At 71.6% G+C, this 15,577-nt stretch carries 16 protein-coding genes; 13 read left to right on the plus strand and 3 right to left on the minus strand.

What is annotated here, in order from left to right:
* Window positions 1-29: 29 nt before the first annotated feature.
* From pgsA to EU555_RS07980, 3 genes are all read left to right on the plus strand, one after another.
* Window positions 30-629: a CDP-diacylglycerol--glycerol-3-phosphate 3-phosphatidyltransferase gene (pgsA, locus tag EU555_RS07970; RefSeq protein WP_135414137.1), complete on the plus strand. Its 600-nt coding sequence runs from the start codon at window positions 30-32 to the stop codon at window positions 627-629.
* A 13-nt stretch (window positions 630-642) separates the two neighbouring features.
* The gene (gene moaD, locus EU555_RS07975; RefSeq protein ID WP_135414138.1) at window positions 643-894 is read left to right on the plus strand and encodes a molybdopterin converting factor subunit 1; all 252 of its coding nucleotides are present in this window, start codon (window positions 643-645) and stop codon (window positions 892-894) included.
* A gap of 244 nt (window positions 895-1,138) precedes the next feature.
* Complete coding sequence (locus EU555_RS07980) at window positions 1,139-2,182, plus strand: DUF3616 domain-containing protein (RefSeq protein WP_135414139.1); 1,044 nt, start codon at window positions 1,139-1,141, stop codon at window positions 2,180-2,182.
* 175 nt (window positions 2,183-2,357) lie between these two features.
* Here the strand turns inward: EU555_RS07980 and EU555_RS07985 are convergent, their stop codons facing one another.
* Window positions 2,358-3,251 carry a metal ABC transporter solute-binding protein, Zn/Mn family gene (locus tag EU555_RS07985; RefSeq protein ID WP_135414140.1) on the minus strand — a complete coding sequence of 298 codons (894 nt, stop codon included), beginning with the start codon at window positions 3,249-3,251 and terminating at the stop codon, window positions 2,358-2,360.
* A gap of 786 nt (window positions 3,252-4,037) precedes the next feature.
* Here EU555_RS07985 and EU555_RS07990 point away from each other — a divergent pair.
* Complete coding sequence (locus EU555_RS07990; protein ID WP_135414141.1) at window positions 4,038-4,358, plus strand: DUF2934 domain-containing protein; 321 nt, start codon at window positions 4,038-4,040, stop codon at window positions 4,356-4,358.
* A gap of 207 nt (window positions 4,359-4,565) precedes the next feature.
* Here the strand turns inward: EU555_RS07990 and EU555_RS07995 are convergent, their stop codons facing one another.
* Window positions 4,566-4,961: a DUF2306 domain-containing protein gene (locus EU555_RS07995; RefSeq protein WP_135414142.1), complete on the minus strand. Its 396-nt coding sequence runs from the start codon at window positions 4,959-4,961 to the stop codon at window positions 4,566-4,568.
* 97 nt (window positions 4,962-5,058) lie between these two features.
* On the opposite strand from EU555_RS07995, the gene EU555_RS08000 reads away from it, so the two are divergent.
* From EU555_RS08000 to EU555_RS08035, 9 genes are all read left to right on the plus strand, one after another.
* Window positions 5,059-5,622 (plus strand): TetR/AcrR family transcriptional regulator, encoded by a 564-nt coding sequence (locus tag EU555_RS08000; protein WP_245524191.1) that lies wholly within the window; start codon window positions 5,059-5,061, stop codon window positions 5,620-5,622.
* A 153-nt stretch (window positions 5,623-5,775) separates the two neighbouring features.
* Window positions 5,776-7,398 (plus strand): ABC transporter substrate-binding protein, encoded by a 1,623-nt coding sequence (locus tag EU555_RS08005; protein ID WP_135414144.1) that lies wholly within the window; start codon window positions 5,776-5,778, stop codon window positions 7,396-7,398.
* A 302-nt stretch (window positions 7,399-7,700) separates the two neighbouring features.
* Window positions 7,701-8,654: an ABC transporter permease gene (locus tag EU555_RS08010; RefSeq protein ID WP_135414145.1), complete on the plus strand. Its 954-nt coding sequence runs from the start codon at window positions 7,701-7,703 to the stop codon at window positions 8,652-8,654.
* A 4-nt stretch (window positions 8,655-8,658) separates the two neighbouring features.
* Entirely contained in the window at window positions 8,659-9,588 is a 930-nt protein-coding gene (locus tag EU555_RS08015; protein WP_135414146.1) for an ABC transporter permease, read from the plus strand.
* The gene (locus tag EU555_RS08020; RefSeq protein ID WP_135414147.1) at window positions 9,585-10,625 is read left to right on the plus strand and encodes an ABC transporter ATP-binding protein; all 1,041 of its coding nucleotides are present in this window, start codon (window positions 9,585-9,587) and stop codon (window positions 10,623-10,625) included. The genes EU555_RS08015 and EU555_RS08020 overlap by 4 nt, the downstream gene beginning before the upstream one ends.
* A gap of 7 nt (window positions 10,626-10,632) precedes the next feature.
* Window positions 10,633-11,652 (plus strand): ABC transporter ATP-binding protein, encoded by a 1,020-nt coding sequence (locus tag EU555_RS08025; protein WP_135414148.1) that lies wholly within the window; start codon window positions 10,633-10,635, stop codon window positions 11,650-11,652.
* A gap of 424 nt (window positions 11,653-12,076) precedes the next feature.
* Window positions 12,077-13,279, plus strand: coding sequence for an ABC transporter substrate-binding protein (locus tag EU555_RS08030; RefSeq protein WP_135414149.1), 1,203 nt, complete (start codon window positions 12,077-12,079; stop codon window positions 13,277-13,279).
* Window positions 13,280-13,444: 165 nt separating this feature from the next.
* Window positions 13,445-13,777: a (2Fe-2S) ferredoxin domain-containing protein gene (locus EU555_RS36650; protein ID WP_205820836.1), complete on the plus strand. Its 333-nt coding sequence runs from the start codon at window positions 13,445-13,447 to the stop codon at window positions 13,775-13,777.
* The gene (locus EU555_RS08035) at window positions 13,774-14,835 is read left to right on the plus strand and encodes a lysylphosphatidylglycerol synthase domain-containing protein (protein ID WP_205820838.1); all 1,062 of its coding nucleotides are present in this window, start codon (window positions 13,774-13,776) and stop codon (window positions 14,833-14,835) included. Before EU555_RS36650 ends, EU555_RS08035 begins: the two co-directional genes overlap by 4 nt.
* On the opposite strand, the gene EU555_RS08040 is transcribed toward EU555_RS08035, so the two are convergent.
* Window positions 14,832-15,380 (minus strand): ankyrin repeat domain-containing protein, encoded by a 549-nt coding sequence (locus EU555_RS08040; protein WP_135414151.1) that lies wholly within the window; start codon window positions 15,378-15,380, stop codon window positions 14,832-14,834. The two genes, EU555_RS08035 and EU555_RS08040, sit on opposite strands and share 4 nt — an antisense overlap.
* Window positions 15,381-15,577: the final 197 nt, after the last annotated feature.

Genomic DNA, 15,577 nt, shown 5'->3' on the forward strand with positions numbered 1-15,577 from the left:
CCTCCCCCCGCGTGGTTTCACCAGCCGCAATGAACGTGGTCCTGCCCCGGCGCCGCTCGACGGCCCTGAACCTCGCCAACCTCCTGACCTACGGCCGCCTGGTCGCGGTTCCGGTGGTGGTGGCGCTGCTGTTCTGGCCCCAGGACGAGACCGCCCGCTGGATCGCAGTCGCGGTGTTCGTCGCCGCGGCCATCACCGACTACCTCGACGGCTACGTCGCCCGCACCTACGCCCAGAGCTCGGCGCTCGGGCGGATGCTCGACCCGATCGCCGACAAGCTCCTCGTCGCCGCGAGCCTGCTGATGCTCTGCGCCGACGGCACCATCCGCGGCCTGTCGCTCTGGGCCGCGATCGTGATCCTGTGCCGCGAGATCCTGGTCTCCGGCTTGCGCGAGTACCTGGCCGAGCTGAAGGTCGGCGTGCCGGTGAGCCGGGTCGCGAAGTGGAAGACCGGGGTGCAGCTCGTGGCGCTCGGCGTCCTGATCGCGGGCCCCGCCGGCGAGCGGGTGCTGCCGGGCAACGGCACCCTCGGGCTCGTCCTGCTGTGGGTCGCGGCGGCGCTGACCCTCTATACCGGCTACGACTACATGCGCTCCGGCATCCGCCACGTCATCGACGACGAGAGATAACCGGGGACGCACGATGAAGCTCGTCTACTTCGCCTGGGTCCGCGAGCGGATCGGCCGCCCCGAGGAGACCCTCGACCTGCCGCCGGAGGTCGCGACGGTGGCCGACCTCGTCGCTTGGCTGAAGGACCGGGGCGAGGAATACGCCTACGCCTTCGAGACCGAGGGCGTCGTGCGCGCCGCCGTCGACCGGGTGCACGCCAAGCCCGGTACATCGCTGTCCGGCGCGCGCGAGGTGGCGTTCTTCCCGCCGATGACAGGGGGGTGAGGCGGTCCCGCCCGTCGATACGTCACGTTCTCCAATCGAATCATCCCATCCTCCGCCTCATCCTGAGGCGCCGCGTAGCGGCCTCGAAGGAGGGCTCCAGACGTCTCTGCGATTCCTGGAGCCCTCCTTCGAGGCCGTCGATCAAAGATCGAGGCGATCTCCGATCGTTCGCGATCTCCGATCGCCGTCACCTCAGGATGAGGCGGAGGGTGGGAGGTCGAAAAGTATTCTCGAGAGTCCCCCGATGCCCCGCCCCCTTCCGCTCCTCACGGTCACGCTATCGCTCCTGGCCTCCGCCGCGACCGCCGAGCCGGTCAAGGTCGGCCCGCTGCTGGAGCACCGGGGCATGTGCGAGGCGTCCGGCGCGGCGCCCTACCCGCCCGGCAGCTTCGGCGACCGCTTCCTGGTGGTCGACGACGAGGCGACGCTCGTGCGGCTCTACCGGGCCGGCGCCGCCGGCGAGGCGCTGCCGCTCGGGGGCGCCGACCTCGCGGGCCACCTCGGCCTCACCGGCGACGACCGCAAGGCCGATCTCGAATCCGCGACCTGGCTCGGCCGCGACCTCTACGTGCTCGGCTCGCACAGCCGCCGCCACGGCGGCAGGCAGAGCCCGGGAAGGAGCCGCCTCGCAGCCGTGACGGTGACGGAGGCCGGCGACGCGCCCGGCCTCGCCCCGAAGGCCGGCGCGGTCACGGGCCTCCCGCGGGCCTTCGCCGCCCTGTCGCCGCTCTTCGCCGCCCGGATCGGCCTCGACGTGCCGGCCCGGGACGACCTCGACCCGAAGCGCAAGGGCTTCAACATCGAGGGCATGGCGCCGGGCCCGGACGGCACGTCCCTCTGGCTCGGCCTGCGCAACCCCCTCGACACCGACGCGAACGCCCTGCTGGTGCCGCTCGAGAACCCCGCCGAGGCGGTCGCCGGCGCCGCCCCGCGGCTCGGCGCGCCGGTCGCCCTCGACCTCAAGGGCCGCGGCATCCGCGACCTCGCCTACGCGGCGAACGCGAAGGCCTACCTGATCCTCGCCGGCGGCGCCGGCGGCGGCGGGGAGCCGTTCGACCTCTACCGCTGGTCGGGCGATCCAGCAGGCAAGCCCGTGCGGGTGGAGGGCGCCGCCGCGGCCTTCGCGGCGATCCCCGATTTCCAGCCCGAGGCTTTGCTGGTCAGCCCGGCCGGCGACCGGGTCCAGGTGCTGAGCGACGACGGCGAGGCCCTCGGCTCCGACGGCAAGGCCTGCGGGGAGTCGCAGGACGGCAAGCGGTTCCGGAGCCTGACGCTGGATCTGCGGTAACGGTCTTCCTCGATGCCCCGTCCGGTGATGGGGAGGGTCCATCGGTCCCTCGCCGCCGGAGGCCCTGCGCCGGACAGGCTCACAGAAAGGCCGAGCGTGTCTCCCCTCTCCAGGTCGGCCCTCTCCAGCTCAGCGCGCGCACGAGATTGTGCGTCATTGACGCATCGGGAACGCCTCACTCCTTCAGCGCCGCCGCGAACTCCCTGACGTTGTGGCGCATCATCTCGACGTAGGTCGGAGCCGGGCCGCCGGGCTCGGACAGGGCGTCGGAGAACACCCGCCCGCCCGCCTTGGCGCCGCTCTCGCGGGCGATCTGCTGCATCAGCCGCGGGTCGGAGACGTTCTCGAGGAAGACCGCCGGGATCCTGTCGCGGCGGACCTGCCGCACGATGGCGGCGACGTCCCGGGCGGTGGCCTCGCTCTGGCTCGACACGCCCTGGGGAGCGAGGAAGCGCAGGCCGTAGGCGCGGGCGAAGTAGCCGAAGGCGTCGTGGGTGGTGACGATGCGCCGGCGCGCCTCCGGGATGCCGGCGAGCGCTGCGCGCACCTCGGCATCGAGGGCATCGAGCTGCGCCAGATAGGCGGTCGCGTTGGCCTCGTAGGCCGCACGGCCCTCCGGGTCGACCCCGGTCAGGCCGTCGCGGATGGCCGCGACGTAGCGCTTGGCGTTGGCGACGTTCTGCCAGGCATGCGGGTCGATCGCGTGGTCGTGGCCGTGCCCGTCATCCGCCTCGATCGGCACGATGCCCTTGGCGGCGACGACCAGCGCGGCCCTGGTGCCGGAGGCCTTGATCAGCCGGTCGATCCAGCCCTCGAAGCCGAGGCCGTTGACGACCACCAGGCGGGCGGCCGCCACCGCCTGCGCGTCGGCCGGCGCCGGCACGAAGCTGTGGGCGTCGCCGTTCGGGCCGACGAGCGTCGTCACCGCGAGCCGCGGACCGCCGACCTGCCGCACGAGGTCGCCGAGGATCGAGAAGGTCGCCACCACCCGGATCGGCTCCGCCCGCGCCGGACCGCTGCATCCCAGCACGAGGGCCAGCAGCAGCACCCCGATCCTCAGCCCGTCCATCACCGCACTCCGTCGCTCGAGACCGGGCTTCCCTAGGCCCGGCAGACCGGAATTGCAACAATGTTACATCCTCGGCGCACCGAGCCGGCGCGTGGCGCTCCGTTGCGCAGCGTCGATGCTACCTTCGGGCGAGACCGGGGCCGGAGCTTTGTGACGGACACTTAACCTGGGTCGGCGACAGGCCGCCGGGGCGGGCCCACCCTCGCGAGGTCACGCCGTTCTTGCCGCTCCCGCTGGGACGGTGTCACCGGCGGGCGGGGACCGCGCGCTCGTCGGCGCTGCGCGTCCCGGCCCGTCGCTCCGTGGTCCGGCCGACCGCACGGCGTCGTCCGACGGCTCCCCGCCCCGTCCCGGACGGGGGCATCCCGGCAAGCGAGCGTTGAGCGTGCCGCCGACCCGGCCGGGACGTGACGCCGCCTCCCGCCTTGCGGGACGCCGCATCCTGATGGCGGCGGACGAGGACCTGGCGGCCCGCCGCATCATCGAGACCGTGGCCCGGGCCGAGGCGCCCGGCGCGGCTCTGCTCGACATGACTCTGCGCGGCGGGCGGGTCCGTCCGGTCATCGCGCCGCTGCGCGCCCGGTCCCGGTCGTCCTCGCCACGGGCTCCTGCGACGACGCCCGTCCGTGCGCGTTCCGCGACCTGCCGCGTCTCGAGACGCCGTCCGGCCCGGACGCTCTCGTGCAGGCCGTCCGCCGCGCCTGCCGCGATCGGGAATCGACCGGTTAGCTCTTCCTTAACCACGAGACGGGATGGTCCGCTCACGTGAACAGCGAGGAGGTCCGGATGGATCACGTCGAGACCAGCATCCGCGAGCGGGCCTACGCCCTCTGGGAGAGCGACGGCCGCGCGCCCGGCCGCGACGAGCATTACTGGCGCATGGCGGAACGAGAGCTGGCGGAACGGGAGTCGGCTGAGCGCGCGCTGCGGGCGGCCCCGGTCGCCGAGCCGGTCGGCATCGAGGCGGCTCCGCCCAAGCCGGCGCGCAAGCCGGCGGCCCGCAAGCCGGCCGCCCAGGCAGTGGCCGCGACGGCCGAGGCCGCCGCGAAGCCCGCCCCGCGCCGGCGCCGCGCCGCCGCAGCGGGGGAGAACGCCACCACGCACTGACCGGGCACGCCCGGCGCTTGCAAGGCTCCTGACGGAACTCCCGATGCACCGGCGCCGCAACGCGCGGCCCAGGTGATCGGGAGTTTTTCATGAGACACACGCGTCTCCGGTCTTGATGCCCCCAGGGTCGAGAGGGGCGGCAGGGCGAGGCGACGTCTCGTCCGGTTCCAGGACGGAACCGGTCTTTGGACGGACCAGCCTGTTGCGTCACCCGAACACCACGTGCCCCATGATCCGACCGGGCAGCAGCGTGAACAGCCCGGTGACCACCAGCGCCCCGAGATAGAGCCCGATCATCGCCCAACGATGGGCGGCGAGGCGGCGGCGCCTGGCGTAGGCCACCGCCAGCACCAGCGCGCCGAGGGTGAACACCGAGAGGCCGTGGATCCAGCTGAACGGCCCGACCTGGCGCAGGCCGGAGATGCCGAAGGAACTCAGCGCCACCAGCGCCATCAGGCCGACCCAGAGCCGGCCCATCAGCCGGTGCCGGCCAAAGCCGCGCGGCAGGCCGAACTGAAGCGCCCCGAGCACCAGGGCGGCGATGGCGGCCGCCGCGTGGACCTGGATCACCGGCGAGGCCTGGAGCAGCGGCTGAAGGGTCATCGCGCAAACCACCTCCAAGCCGTACCGGTCGCCCGCGACTTGCGGCAGATCCCGGGGCCGCTATGTTGACATCAGCAACATAGCGGGAATGTGGGCATTGTCAACATCAAGCGAGACCGCCTATCACCACGGCGACCTGCGCCGCAGCCTGATCGCGGCCGCGCACGAGTTGCTGCGGGACGGCGGCGTCGAGGCGGTCACGCTGCGCGAGGCGGCGCGCCTCGCCGGGGTCTCGCACAACGCGCCCTACCGCCACTTCGCCGGCCGCGAGGCGCTGCTGGCCGCGCTCGCCGCGGAGGGCTTCCGCGGGCTGCGCCGGGCTCTCGACGAGGCCGGGCGCGCGGCCCCGTCGGCCGGGCGCGCGGCCATGCCGGCCGAGCGGCTGACCGACCTCGGCCGCGCCTATCTGCGCTTCGCCGATGCCGACCGCCCGGTCTTCCGGCTGATGTTCGGCGGCACGCTCGAGCGCGCCGCACATCCCGACCTCGCCGAGGCTGCCGCGCAGGCGTTCGGGGCTCTCCGCGACGTCGTCGCGGCGGGCGAGCCTGCCGCCGGAACCGAGCGCGAATCCTTGCGGGCCTGGGCTCTGGTTCACGGCCTCGCCCACCTCGTCGCCGATCGGCAGATCGACGCGGCACGGGCCGAGGCGTGCCTCGCGTGACGTCACGCTCCGCTGTGAATTGTTCGCATACGAATGATAATGCCTATTAATTGGGCATTTGAGCGTGGCCCGATTTTGTTCCGCAGGGGCTGCCCGGTTGGCAGGGCTCTTGCAGCCCGACTCCCCGTCGCTCACCACCGGGGATGTCCCACGATGCCGCTGCTCACCCGCCTGCCCCTGCGCCCGCTGGGGCGAACCCTGTCCGGGCTCGCCCTCGCCCTCGCGCTGACCGGGACAGCGAGCGCGCAGGGCGTGCTGCGCATCGGCATGACCGCCTCCGATATCCCGCTGACCACCGGCCAGGCCGACAATGGCGGCGAGGGCATGCGCTTTGCCGGCTACACGATCTACGACGCGCTCATCAACTGGGACCTCAGCCGGGCCGACAAGGCCTCGGACCTGGCGCCGGGCCTTGCCACCTCCTGGAAGGTCGACCCCTCCGACAAGACCCGCTGGATCTTCACGCTTCGTCCCGGCGTGACCTTCCACGACGGTTCCATCTTCGACGCCAACGCGGTGGTGTGGAACCTCGACAAGCTGCTGAAGTCGGACAGCCCGCAATTCGACCCGCGCCAGTCGGCGCAGGGCCGCACCCGCATCCCGGCGGTGGCGTCCTACAAGGCGGTCGATCCGATGACGCTCGAGATCGTCACCAAGACCCCGGACGCGACCTTCCCGTACCAGATCGCCTGGATCCTGATGTCGTCTCCCGCCAACTGGGAGAAGCAGGGCAAGAGCTGGGACGCGGTCGCCAAGGCGCCCTCCGGCACCGGGCCGTGGAAGGTGACGAGCTTCGTGCCGCGCGAGCGCCTGGAGCTGGTGCCGAACAAGGAGTACTGGGACAAGGCGCGGGTGCCGAAGCTCGATCGCATGGTGCTGGTGCCGCTGCCGGAGGCCAATGCCCGGGTCGCGGCCCTGCGCTCGGGGCAGGTCGACTGGATCGAGGCGCCGGCGCCGGACGCGGTCGCCTCGCTCAAGGCCGCGGGCTTTGCTCTCGTCACCAACCTCTACCCCCACAACTGGACCTGGCACCTGTCGCGGGCCGAGGGCTCGCCGTGGAACGACGTGCGGGTGCGCAAGGCCGCGAACCTCGCCATCGACCGCGAGGGCCTGAAGGAATTCCTCGGCGGCCTCGCCACCCCGGCCGAAGGCTTCCTCACCCCGGGCCATCCCTGGTTCGGCAAGCCGAGCTTCAAGGTCGCGTACGATCCGGAAGCGGCCAAGAAGCTCCTCAAGGAGGCCGGCTACGGCCCGAACAAGCCGCTCGCCACCAAGGTGCTGATCTCGGCCTCGGGCTCGGGCCAGATGCAGCCGCTGCCGATGAACGAGTTCCTGCAGCAGAACCTCGCCGAGGTCGGCATCAAGGTCGACTACGAGGTGGTGGAGTGGAACACGCTGATCAACATCTGGCGCGCCGGCTCGAAGTCCGACAGCGCCCGCGGCGGCACCGCCATGAACTATTCCTACCTGATCCAGGATCCGTTCACCGCGTTCGTCCGTCATGCCCAGTGCAACCTGGCGCCGCCGAACGGCACCAACTGGGGCTATTACTGCGATCCCGCGATGGACAAGCTGTTCGATGAGGTCCGGTCGACCTTCGAGCCGAAGGACCAGGTGGCGGTGCTGCAGAAGATCCACGAGAAGTTCGTGGACGACGCGCTGTTCCTGATGGTGACCCACGACGTCAACCCGCGGGCGATGAGCAAGAAGGTGACGGGCTTCGTCCAGGCCCAGAGCTGGTTCCAGGATTTTTCGCCGATCACGATGGCGAAGTGAGCGACGGACCGCTCACGTTCGAAAGACGCTGTGCAATGCAAGGGTTTTGCTTCCCACCCCCGACCTCATCCTGAGGTGCCGCGCAGCGGCCTCGAAGGAGGGCTCCAGCGAGCGCGGAGGCTCCTGGCGCCCTCCGGTCAGTCGATCTCTGATCGACTGACGCCTCAGGATGAGGCCGCGAACGGGAAAGGCTGCACGAGGGTAGCCGGCGAGGCCCTGAGAACGTCCCGATCGCGCCCGGCCCCGGGCCCGACGGGCTCCAACACCCCGACAACCGGCGCCGCCCCCAGGATCCACTCGCCATGATCCTCTTCATCCTCAAGCGCATCGGCTACGCCGCTCCCGTCGCCCTCGGCGTCAGCCTCGTGTGCTTCCTCCTCGTGCATCTCGCCCCCGGCGATCCCTTGAGCGCGATCCTCCCGGTCGACGCGACCGCCGAGATGCAGGCCCAGATGCGGGCGGCCTACGGCTTCGACAAGCCGCTGCCGGTGCAGTACGGCCTGTGGCTGTGGAAGGTGCTGCACGGCGACCTCGGCACCTCGATCGCCACCGGCCGCCCGGTCCTGGCCGAGGTCGGGCGCGCCGTCGGCAACAGCCTGATCCTGGCCTCGGTCGCGACCCTGATCGGCTTCACCTTCGGCACCTTCTTCGGCTTCGTCGCCGGCTACGCCCGCGATTCCTGGCTCGACCGGGTCGCCTCGGCCATCGCGGTGTTCGGGGTCAGCGTGCCGCATTACTGGCTCGGCATCGTGATGGTGATCGTGTTCTCGGCGACCCTCGGCTGGCTGCCGCCGACCGGCGCGGGGCCGCAAGGGTCGGGCAACTGGTTCCCGGACCTCGAGCACCTGCGCTACCTGCTTCTCCCGGCCATCACCATGTCGGTGATCCCGATGGGCGTGATCTCCCGCACCGTCCGGGCGCTGGTCGGCGACATCCTGCACCAGGACTTCGTCCAGGCCCTGCGCGCCAAGGGCCTGTCGGAATTCGGCGTCTTCCGCCACGTGGTCAAGAACGCGGCGCCCACGGCCATCGCCATCATGGGCCTGCAGCTCGGCTACCTCCTCGGCGGCTCGATCCTGATCGAGACCGTCTTCGCCTGGCCGGGCACCGGCTTCCTCCTCAACGCCGCGATCTTCCAGCGCGACCTGCCGCTCCTCCAGGGCACGATCCTCGTGCTCGCGATGTTCTTCGTCACCCTCAACCTCCTGGTCGACGTGGTGCAGACCGCCCTCGACCCCCGCATCGAGAGGGCCTGAAGCCATGACGGCGACCACCCCGGTCTCAGCCTCCCTCGCCACCGGCGATCCCGTCGCGGCGGTCGCGGTGCCGGAGGCCATCCCGGTCGAGGCCTCGCGCGGCTACTGGGGCAGCGTGCTGCGCCGCCTCGCCCGCGATCCCGTCGCGATGGCGGCGGCCTTCGTGATCCTCGCAATCGTGCTGGCGGCGATCTTCGCGCCGCTGATCGCCCCGATGGACCCGTTCAAGGGCTCGATGGTGCGGCGCCTGCGCCATGTCGGCGACGCGACCTACTGGCTCGGCTCGGACGAGCTCGGGCGGGACATGCTGACCCGCCTGCTCTATGCCGGCCGCCTGTCGCTGTTCATGGGCGTGCTGCCGGTCGTGATCGCGTTCTTCGTCGGATCGGCCCTCGGCATCCTCGCGGGCTATGCCGGCGGCTGGGTCAACACCCTGATCATGCGCGTCGTCGACGTGTTCTTCGCGTTTCCCTCGGTGCTGCTGGCGATCGCGCTCTCGGGGGCGCTCGGCGCCGGCATCCTCAACTCGATCGTGTCGCTCACCGTCGTGTTCGTGCCCCAGATCACCCGCGTCGCCGAGAGCGTCACGGTCCAGATCCGCAACCGCGACTACGTCGAGGCGGCCCGGGTCTCGGGCGCCCATCCGTTCACGGTGGTGCGGGTGCAGGTGCTCGGCAACGTGCTGGGGCCGGTCTTCGTCTACGCCACCAGCCTGATCTCGGTCTCGATGATCCTGGCCTCGGGCCTGTCGTTCCTGGGCCTCGGCGTGAAGCCGCCGGAGCCGGAATGGGGCCTGATGCTCAACACCCTGCGCACGGCGATCTACGTCAACCCGCTGGTCGCGGCCCTGCCCGGCGTGATGATCTTCCTGACCTCGATCTCCTTCAACCTGCTCTCGGACGGCCTGCGCTCGGCCATGGAGGTGCGCCAGTGACCGAGCTCGATCCGCGCGACCGCGGCGGCCCCGCCCAGCCGCTGCTCTCGGTCGAGGGCCTGGTGAAGCACTTCTCGGGAAAAGGCGGCCTGTTCGGCAAGGGCCCGGCGGTGCGCGCCGTCGACGGCGTCGACTTCTCGGTGATGAAGGGCGAGACGCTCGGCGTCGTCGGCGAATCCGGCTGCGGCAAGTCGACGACGGCGCGCCTCCTGATGCAGATCAACCGGCAGGACCGCGGCGACATCGTCTTCGACGGCGAGCTTCTGGGCTCCCGTGCCCTCGACCTGAAGGCCTATCGCCGCCAGGTCCAGATGGTCTTTCAGGATTCCTACGCCTCGCTCAACCCGCGGCTCACGGTCGAGGAATCGGTGGCCTTCGGCCCGAAGGCGCACGGCCTCTCCGCCGCGGCCGCGCTCGCCCGCGCCCACGACCTCCTGCGCCGGGTCGGCCTCGAGCCGCGGCGCTTCGGCGGGCGCTATCCGCACGAGGTCTCGGGCGGCCAGCGCCAGCGGGTCAACATCGCCCGGGCGCTCGCCCTCGAGCCGCGGCTCCTGATCCTCGACGAGGCGGTCTCGGCCCTCGACAAGTCGGTGGAGGCGCAGGTGCTCAACCTGCTCACCGACCTGAAGCAGGAATTCGGCCTGACCTACATCTTCATCTCGCACGACCTCAACGTCGTGCGCTTCATGTCCGACCGGGTGATGGTGATGTATCTCGGCCGCGTCGCCGAGATCGGCCCGGCCGACGCCATCCTGACCTCGCCGCGCCATCCCTACACGGCGGCGCTGCTCGCCTCCCAGCCCTCGACCGACCCGGATGCGCGCCTCGACGAGGCGCCGCTCACCGGCGACCCGCCGAACCCGATCAACCCGCCCCCGGGCTGCCGCTTCCACACCCGCTGCCAATTCGCGGCGGAGGTCTGCCGCACCCGCGAGCCGGGCCTCGACCCGGTGTCGCCGGCCCATTTCGCCGCCTGCCATAGGGCGGTGCCGGGGTCGGGGCACCCGGATTCCCCTCCGGTCCCGATGGCGGCGTGAGGCAGTCATGAACGCACCCTTGCGCAACGCGACCACCGCCGCCGACGCCGCCCTGGTCGAGGTCCGCGACCTCACGGTCGATTTCCTTGGCGGCCGAAAAGCCGTCCGGGCGGTCGGCGGGGTCGATCTCACCTTGCGGGCCGGCGAGGCCCTGGCGCTGCTGGGCGAATCGGGCTCGGGCAAGAGCGTGACCCTGCGCGCCCTGATGCGGCTCCTGCCCGAATCCCGCACCCGAATCGGCGGCCACCTGCGGCTCGACGGCCACGACGTCCTCGCGCTCGGCCGCAAGGCGCTCTCGGCCTATCGCGGCGGCACCGTCGCGATGATCTTCCAGGATCCGGGCCTCGCTCTCGATCCGGTCTACCGCATCGGCGACCAGATCGCCGAGGCCGTGATGCGCCACGAGGGCGTCTCCCGCGCCGCCGGCCGGGCGCGGGCGCTGGAATTGTTCGAGCGCGTCCACATCCCCTCCCCGGCCCGGCGCCTCGACGCCTACCCGCACGAGATGTCGGGCGGCATGCGCCAGCGCGCGATGATCGCGCTGGCGCTGGCCTGCCGGCCGAAGGTGCTGCTGGCCGACGAGCCGACAACGGCCCTCGACGCCACGGTGCAGATCCAGATCCTGCTGCTCCTGCGCGAGCTGCAGCGCGACCTCGGCCTCGCGGTGATCTTCGTCACCCACGACGTCGGCGTGGCGGTGCAGGTCGCCGACCGGGTCGCGGTGATGTATGGCGGCCACCTCGTCGAGGTGGGGGCGAGCGGCGCCGTCATCGGCAGCCCGGCCCATCCCTACACAAGCGGCCTGCTCGCCTCCCGCATCACGCCGGATTCGCCGAAGGGCGTGCGCCTCGCCACGATCCCGGGCTCGCCGCCGGACCTCGCCGACCCGCCCCCCGGCTGCCCGTTCGAGCCCCGCTGCAGCCTCGTCGTCCCGGCCTGCCGGGAGGGTCTGCCGCCCCGGGTGCCGGTCGGGCCGGGCCACGCGGCGCGGTGCGTGCGCCTCGGCGAGCCGGTGGCTGCCGGGTGACATGTCGCTCCTCGCGGGATGATGGCGCGTCGCGGACGGGCTGTGCCCGACGTTGAGTCCGCCCAAACCGCCCCGGCAGAGCGGTCGTGTGATTGAACAGGCACAGCCCCTTCTGCCCTGGGCTCGAAAAGAGGGCGGAGGCGATACGGGAGAAGCGAGTCCTGCCGGTTGCGTCTTCGGGAGAACGGCGACATTGACCGAAGCTCAACGGCTCGGCGACCCAGGGCTGCTCCCGGACCCGTGACCGTGACCCGCCGCGGAACGGCCGGCCCCATCCGGCATCGACGTGACTTCGCCGGCCGGGCCTCCGCACCGCGCGGGCACGGCCTCACGGGGGATCGCCCGACACTTTGTCGAGCTTGACGAACGAGATCAGGCAGCCACTTCTACGCCGACAATAACTGAATGTCGGGAGGTTGGCTCGATGAGAATGAAGTGGCTGCTATCTGCCGGACTGTTCGCACTGTCTTTGACGCCTGTCTCGGCGCAGACGAACGTCAAGGTCGGCGTGCTGAACGACATGTCGGGCGTCTACTCGGATATCGGCGGCAAGGGCTCGGTCGTCGCGGCGCAACTCGCCGTCGAGGATTTCGCCGCGATCAACAAGGACGTCCGCGTCGAGGTCCTGGCCGCCGACCACCAGAACAAGCCGGATATCGGCGCCGGTGTGGCGCGGCAATGGTACGATCGGGACGGCGTCGACGCGATCCTGGACGTTCCGACCTCCTCCGTGGCGCTCGCCGTCAGCCAGATCACGCGCGAGAAGAACAAGATCTTCATCGATTCGGGCGCCGGCACGACCGACCTGACCGGCTCGCAATGCTCGCCCAACACCATCCACTGGACCTACGACACCTACGCGCTCGCCAACGGCACCGGCAGCGCCATGGTCAAGCGCGGCGGCGACACGTGGTTCTTCCTGACGGCGGATTACGCCTTCGGGCAGTCGCTCCAGAGCGAGACGGCGGCCGTCGTCACCCGCACCGGCGGCAAGGTCATCGGCTCCGCAAAGGTGCCGTTCCCGGCCAACGACTTCTCGTCCTTCCTGCTTCAGGCGCAAGGGTCCGGCGCCAAGGTGATCGGGCTCGCCAATGCCGGCGGCGACACGATCAACGCGGTCAAGCAGGCGAACGAGTTCGGCATCACCCAGGGCGGGCAGAAGCTCGCCGCCCTGCTGTTCTACGTGCTCGACGCCAAGGCGCTCGGCCTCGGCGTCGCGCAGGGGCTGGTGCTGACCGAGTCGTTCTACTGGGACCTGAACGACGGCACCCGCGCGTTCTCGGAGCGGTTCGCCAAGCGCCAGAACGGCAACATGCCGACCATGAACCAGGCCGGCGTCTATGCCGGGCTGCTCCATTACCTGAAGGCGGTCGCGGCCACGAAGTCGAAGGACGCGAAGGTCGTGATGGAGTGGATGAAGGCCAACCCGACTGACGATCCGCTGTTCGGCAAGGGGCTGATCCGGCCGGACGGCCGCAAGATCCACGACATGTACCTGTTCGAGGTCAAGAAGCCGGCCGAGTCGAAGGGCCCGTGGGACCTCTACAACAAGCTCGCGACGATTCCCGCCGACCAGGCCTTCAAGCCGATGAGCCAGGGCGGCTGCCCGCTGGTCGGCAAGAGCTGATCGAAGAGCTGATCGGGACTGGAATGCGCGAGCGGGCGCCGCGACGGGATCGACGTCGCTGCGCCCCACGCCGGGTGTCTCGACGCCACGTCATGCCGCGTTGCGCCCGCTCCGGGCGGGAGCTAACCCACAACCTGGCATCGAGGCACGGGAGACCAGGACGCGGTGAGCAAGCTGCCGGTGACGAAACGCGGACCCGCCAAGGCGGCCGCCGCTCCCTTCGCCGAGATCGTGATGGTGTGCGGGAAGTGCGCCAAGCGGCAGGGGGTCGGGGCCAAGGCGGTCCTGGGCGGGCTGAAGCGCGCCCTCAAGGCGGATCGCCGCGGCCGCACGGTGCGGGTAGTCGAGACCGGATGCCTCGGCCTGTGCCCGAAGCGCAGCCTGACGCTCGCCACCGCCGGCTCCCTCGGCGCCGGGCGCCTGCTGGTGCTCGATCCGGCGCTCGCCCCGGAGGCGATGCTGCAGGCCCTGCTCCCGGCGCGGGCCGACGGGCCGTGACGGCGCCGCGCGCCGCGACGCGCCCCGGCCTCGGCCGCCGCCTCCTGCGCCGCGTGCCGCTCCTCGGCGCCGTCGTCGGCGTCGTGCTGGCCCTGTGGCTCGTCGCCGCCAACGACGTCGGGGCGGTGGGGGAGGCCTTCGGGCGCGTCGGGATCGCGGGCATCGCCGCCGTGGTGCTGGTGCGGGTGGTGATCATCGGCCTGTGCGGCCTCGCCTGGGCGCGGGTTCTCACCGGGCTCACGGGCGTCGCCGCCGGCCCGTTCGTGCTGCTGCGCTTCGTGCGCGAGGGCGTCAACGTGCTGCTGCCCGTCGCCTCGGTGGGCGGCGAGGTGCTGGGGGCGCGCCTCCTCACCTTCTGGGGCGTCACCGGGGCGGCGAGCGCCGCCGGCATCCTCGTGGACATGTTCTTCCAGGTCGTCACCGAGGCGCTGTTCGCGCTCGCCGGCGTGCTGCTCCTGTCGCGGCTCGAGGGCGAGCAGGCCGCCACGCTGGCGGCCTGGTGCGCCAAGGGGCTGGGCGTCAGCGGCGTGGTGCTGGTCGCCTTCTTCGCCGTGCAGCGCTACGGCGGCGCCGGCTTCGTCGAGCGGCGGGTGAGCGCGCTCGCCCGCCGCTTCGCCCAGGAAGGCGGCGGCGCGCCGGCCGGCGGCGGCGTCCAGGCGGCCCTCGACGCGGTCTGGGACCGCCGGCGCTGGCTGCCCCTGACGCACGGGGTCCTGCTCCACCTCGCGGCCTGGTTCCTGGGCGCCCTCGAGATCTGGATCGCCCTGCGCTGCATCGGCATCGAGGGCGTGACGCTCGCCGAGGCGGTGGTGCTCGAATCCTTGAGCCAGGCGATCAAGTCCGCCGCCTTCCCGATCCCGAGCGGGCTCGGGGTGCAGGAGGGCGGCTTCGTGCTGCTGGGAAGCCTGTTCGGCATCGATCCGCATACCGCGCTGGCGCTCTCGCTGGTCAAGCGGGTGCCGGACGTGGTGCTGGGCCTGCCGGCGCTGATGGCCTGGCAGGCGATCGAGGCGCGCCGCGGGCTGATGGCCCCGAAGGCGGTGCCGCCCGTGGTCTAGCCCTTCTGGCCGGCGGCGGCCGCCCGGGCCAGGAGGTCGGGCGTGTCGGGAGCGCTCATGGCACGGGCGGCGCTCTCGGCGTCGTGGCCGGCCGCATCCCGGCGGACCGGATCGGCGCCGCGGGCGAGCAGCAGCTCCACCATCTCGACGCGGTTGAACATCGCCGCGATCATCAGGGCGGTGCGCCCGTCCGGGCCGGCCCCGTCGATCGCGGCCCCGCCCTCGAGCAGGGCCTGCACCACCGGCATCGCGCCCTTGAACGCCGCCGCGGCGAGCGGGGTCTGGCCGCGGTCGTTGGCGATCTCCGGATCGGCCCGATGCTCCAGGAGAACGCGCACCGTCTCGGCGTGGCCGTGATAGGCCGCGAGCATCAGCAGCGTGTCGCCCTTGTCGTTGCGCAGATCGGGGGGCAGGCCCATGCCGAGGAGCTCGCCCAGTTCCGCATGGTGGCCGAGGCGGGCATACTGAAACACCCGGCCCGCGAAGGCGATCGTGTCCTCGTCCAGCGTCGGTCGCGCCGGGGCACCCGGCTCCTCGTTCTGCATCGCGCTCGCGTCCGTTCCTCGTCGCTGCGGGATATCGGGCGCGGGCGCCGCCCGCCAAGGGGAATGGCCGGAACGGTCGCCGCCGGCCGGTGCGGGCGCCCAGCGTTAAGGTGCATTTTACTACGCGGAACGGAATCGCTCGCCGGCTCCAAGGGACGACAAGGATCTTCACCACTGCCGGCGCACCTAGCATGGCG

The organism is Methylobacterium nonmethylotrophicum, assembly GCF_004745635.1.
Lineage (GTDB): Bacteria > Pseudomonadota > Alphaproteobacteria > Rhizobiales > Beijerinckiaceae > Methylobacterium > Methylobacterium nonmethylotrophicum.

What these genes read in the sequence shown, in the direction of transcription:
- EU555_RS08005 (WP_135414144.1), top strand. Translation starts at nt 5,776, where the DNA reads ATGCCGCTGCTCACCCGCCTGCCCCTGCGCCCGCTGGGGCGAACCCTG.
- EU555_RS08040 (WP_135414151.1), bottom strand. Translation starts at nt 15,380, where the DNA reads ATGCAGAACGAGGAGCCGGGTGCCCCGGCGCGACCGACGCTGGACGAG.
- moaD (WP_135414138.1), top strand. Translation starts at nt 643, where the DNA reads ATGAAGCTCGTCTACTTCGCCTGGGTCCGCGAGCGGATCGGCCGCCCC.
- EU555_RS07990 (WP_135414141.1), top strand. Translation starts at nt 4,038, where the DNA reads ATGGATCACGTCGAGACCAGCATCCGCGAGCGGGCCTACGCCCTCTGG.
- EU555_RS08025 (WP_135414148.1), top strand. Translation starts at nt 10,633, where the DNA reads ATGAACGCACCCTTGCGCAACGCGACCACCGCCGCCGACGCCGCCCTG.
- EU555_RS07985 (WP_135414140.1), bottom strand. Translation starts at nt 3,251, where the DNA reads ATGGACGGGCTGAGGATCGGGGTGCTGCTGCTGGCCCTCGTGCTGGGA.
- EU555_RS08015 (WP_135414146.1), top strand. Translation starts at nt 8,659, where the DNA reads ATGACGGCGACCACCCCGGTCTCAGCCTCCCTCGCCACCGGCGATCCC.
- EU555_RS07995 (WP_135414142.1), bottom strand. Translation starts at nt 4,961, where the DNA reads ATGACCCTTCAGCCGCTGCTCCAGGCCTCGCCGGTGATCCAGGTCCAC.
- pgsA (WP_135414137.1), top strand. Translation starts at nt 30, where the DNA reads ATGAACGTGGTCCTGCCCCGGCGCCGCTCGACGGCCCTGAACCTCGCC.
- EU555_RS08010 (WP_135414145.1), top strand. Translation starts at nt 7,701, where the DNA reads ATGATCCTCTTCATCCTCAAGCGCATCGGCTACGCCGCTCCCGTCGCC.
- EU555_RS07980 (WP_135414139.1), top strand. Translation starts at nt 1,139, where the DNA reads ATGCCCCGCCCCCTTCCGCTCCTCACGGTCACGCTATCGCTCCTGGCC.
- EU555_RS08030 (WP_135414149.1), top strand. Translation starts at nt 12,077, where the DNA reads ATGAGAATGAAGTGGCTGCTATCTGCCGGACTGTTCGCACTGTCTTTG.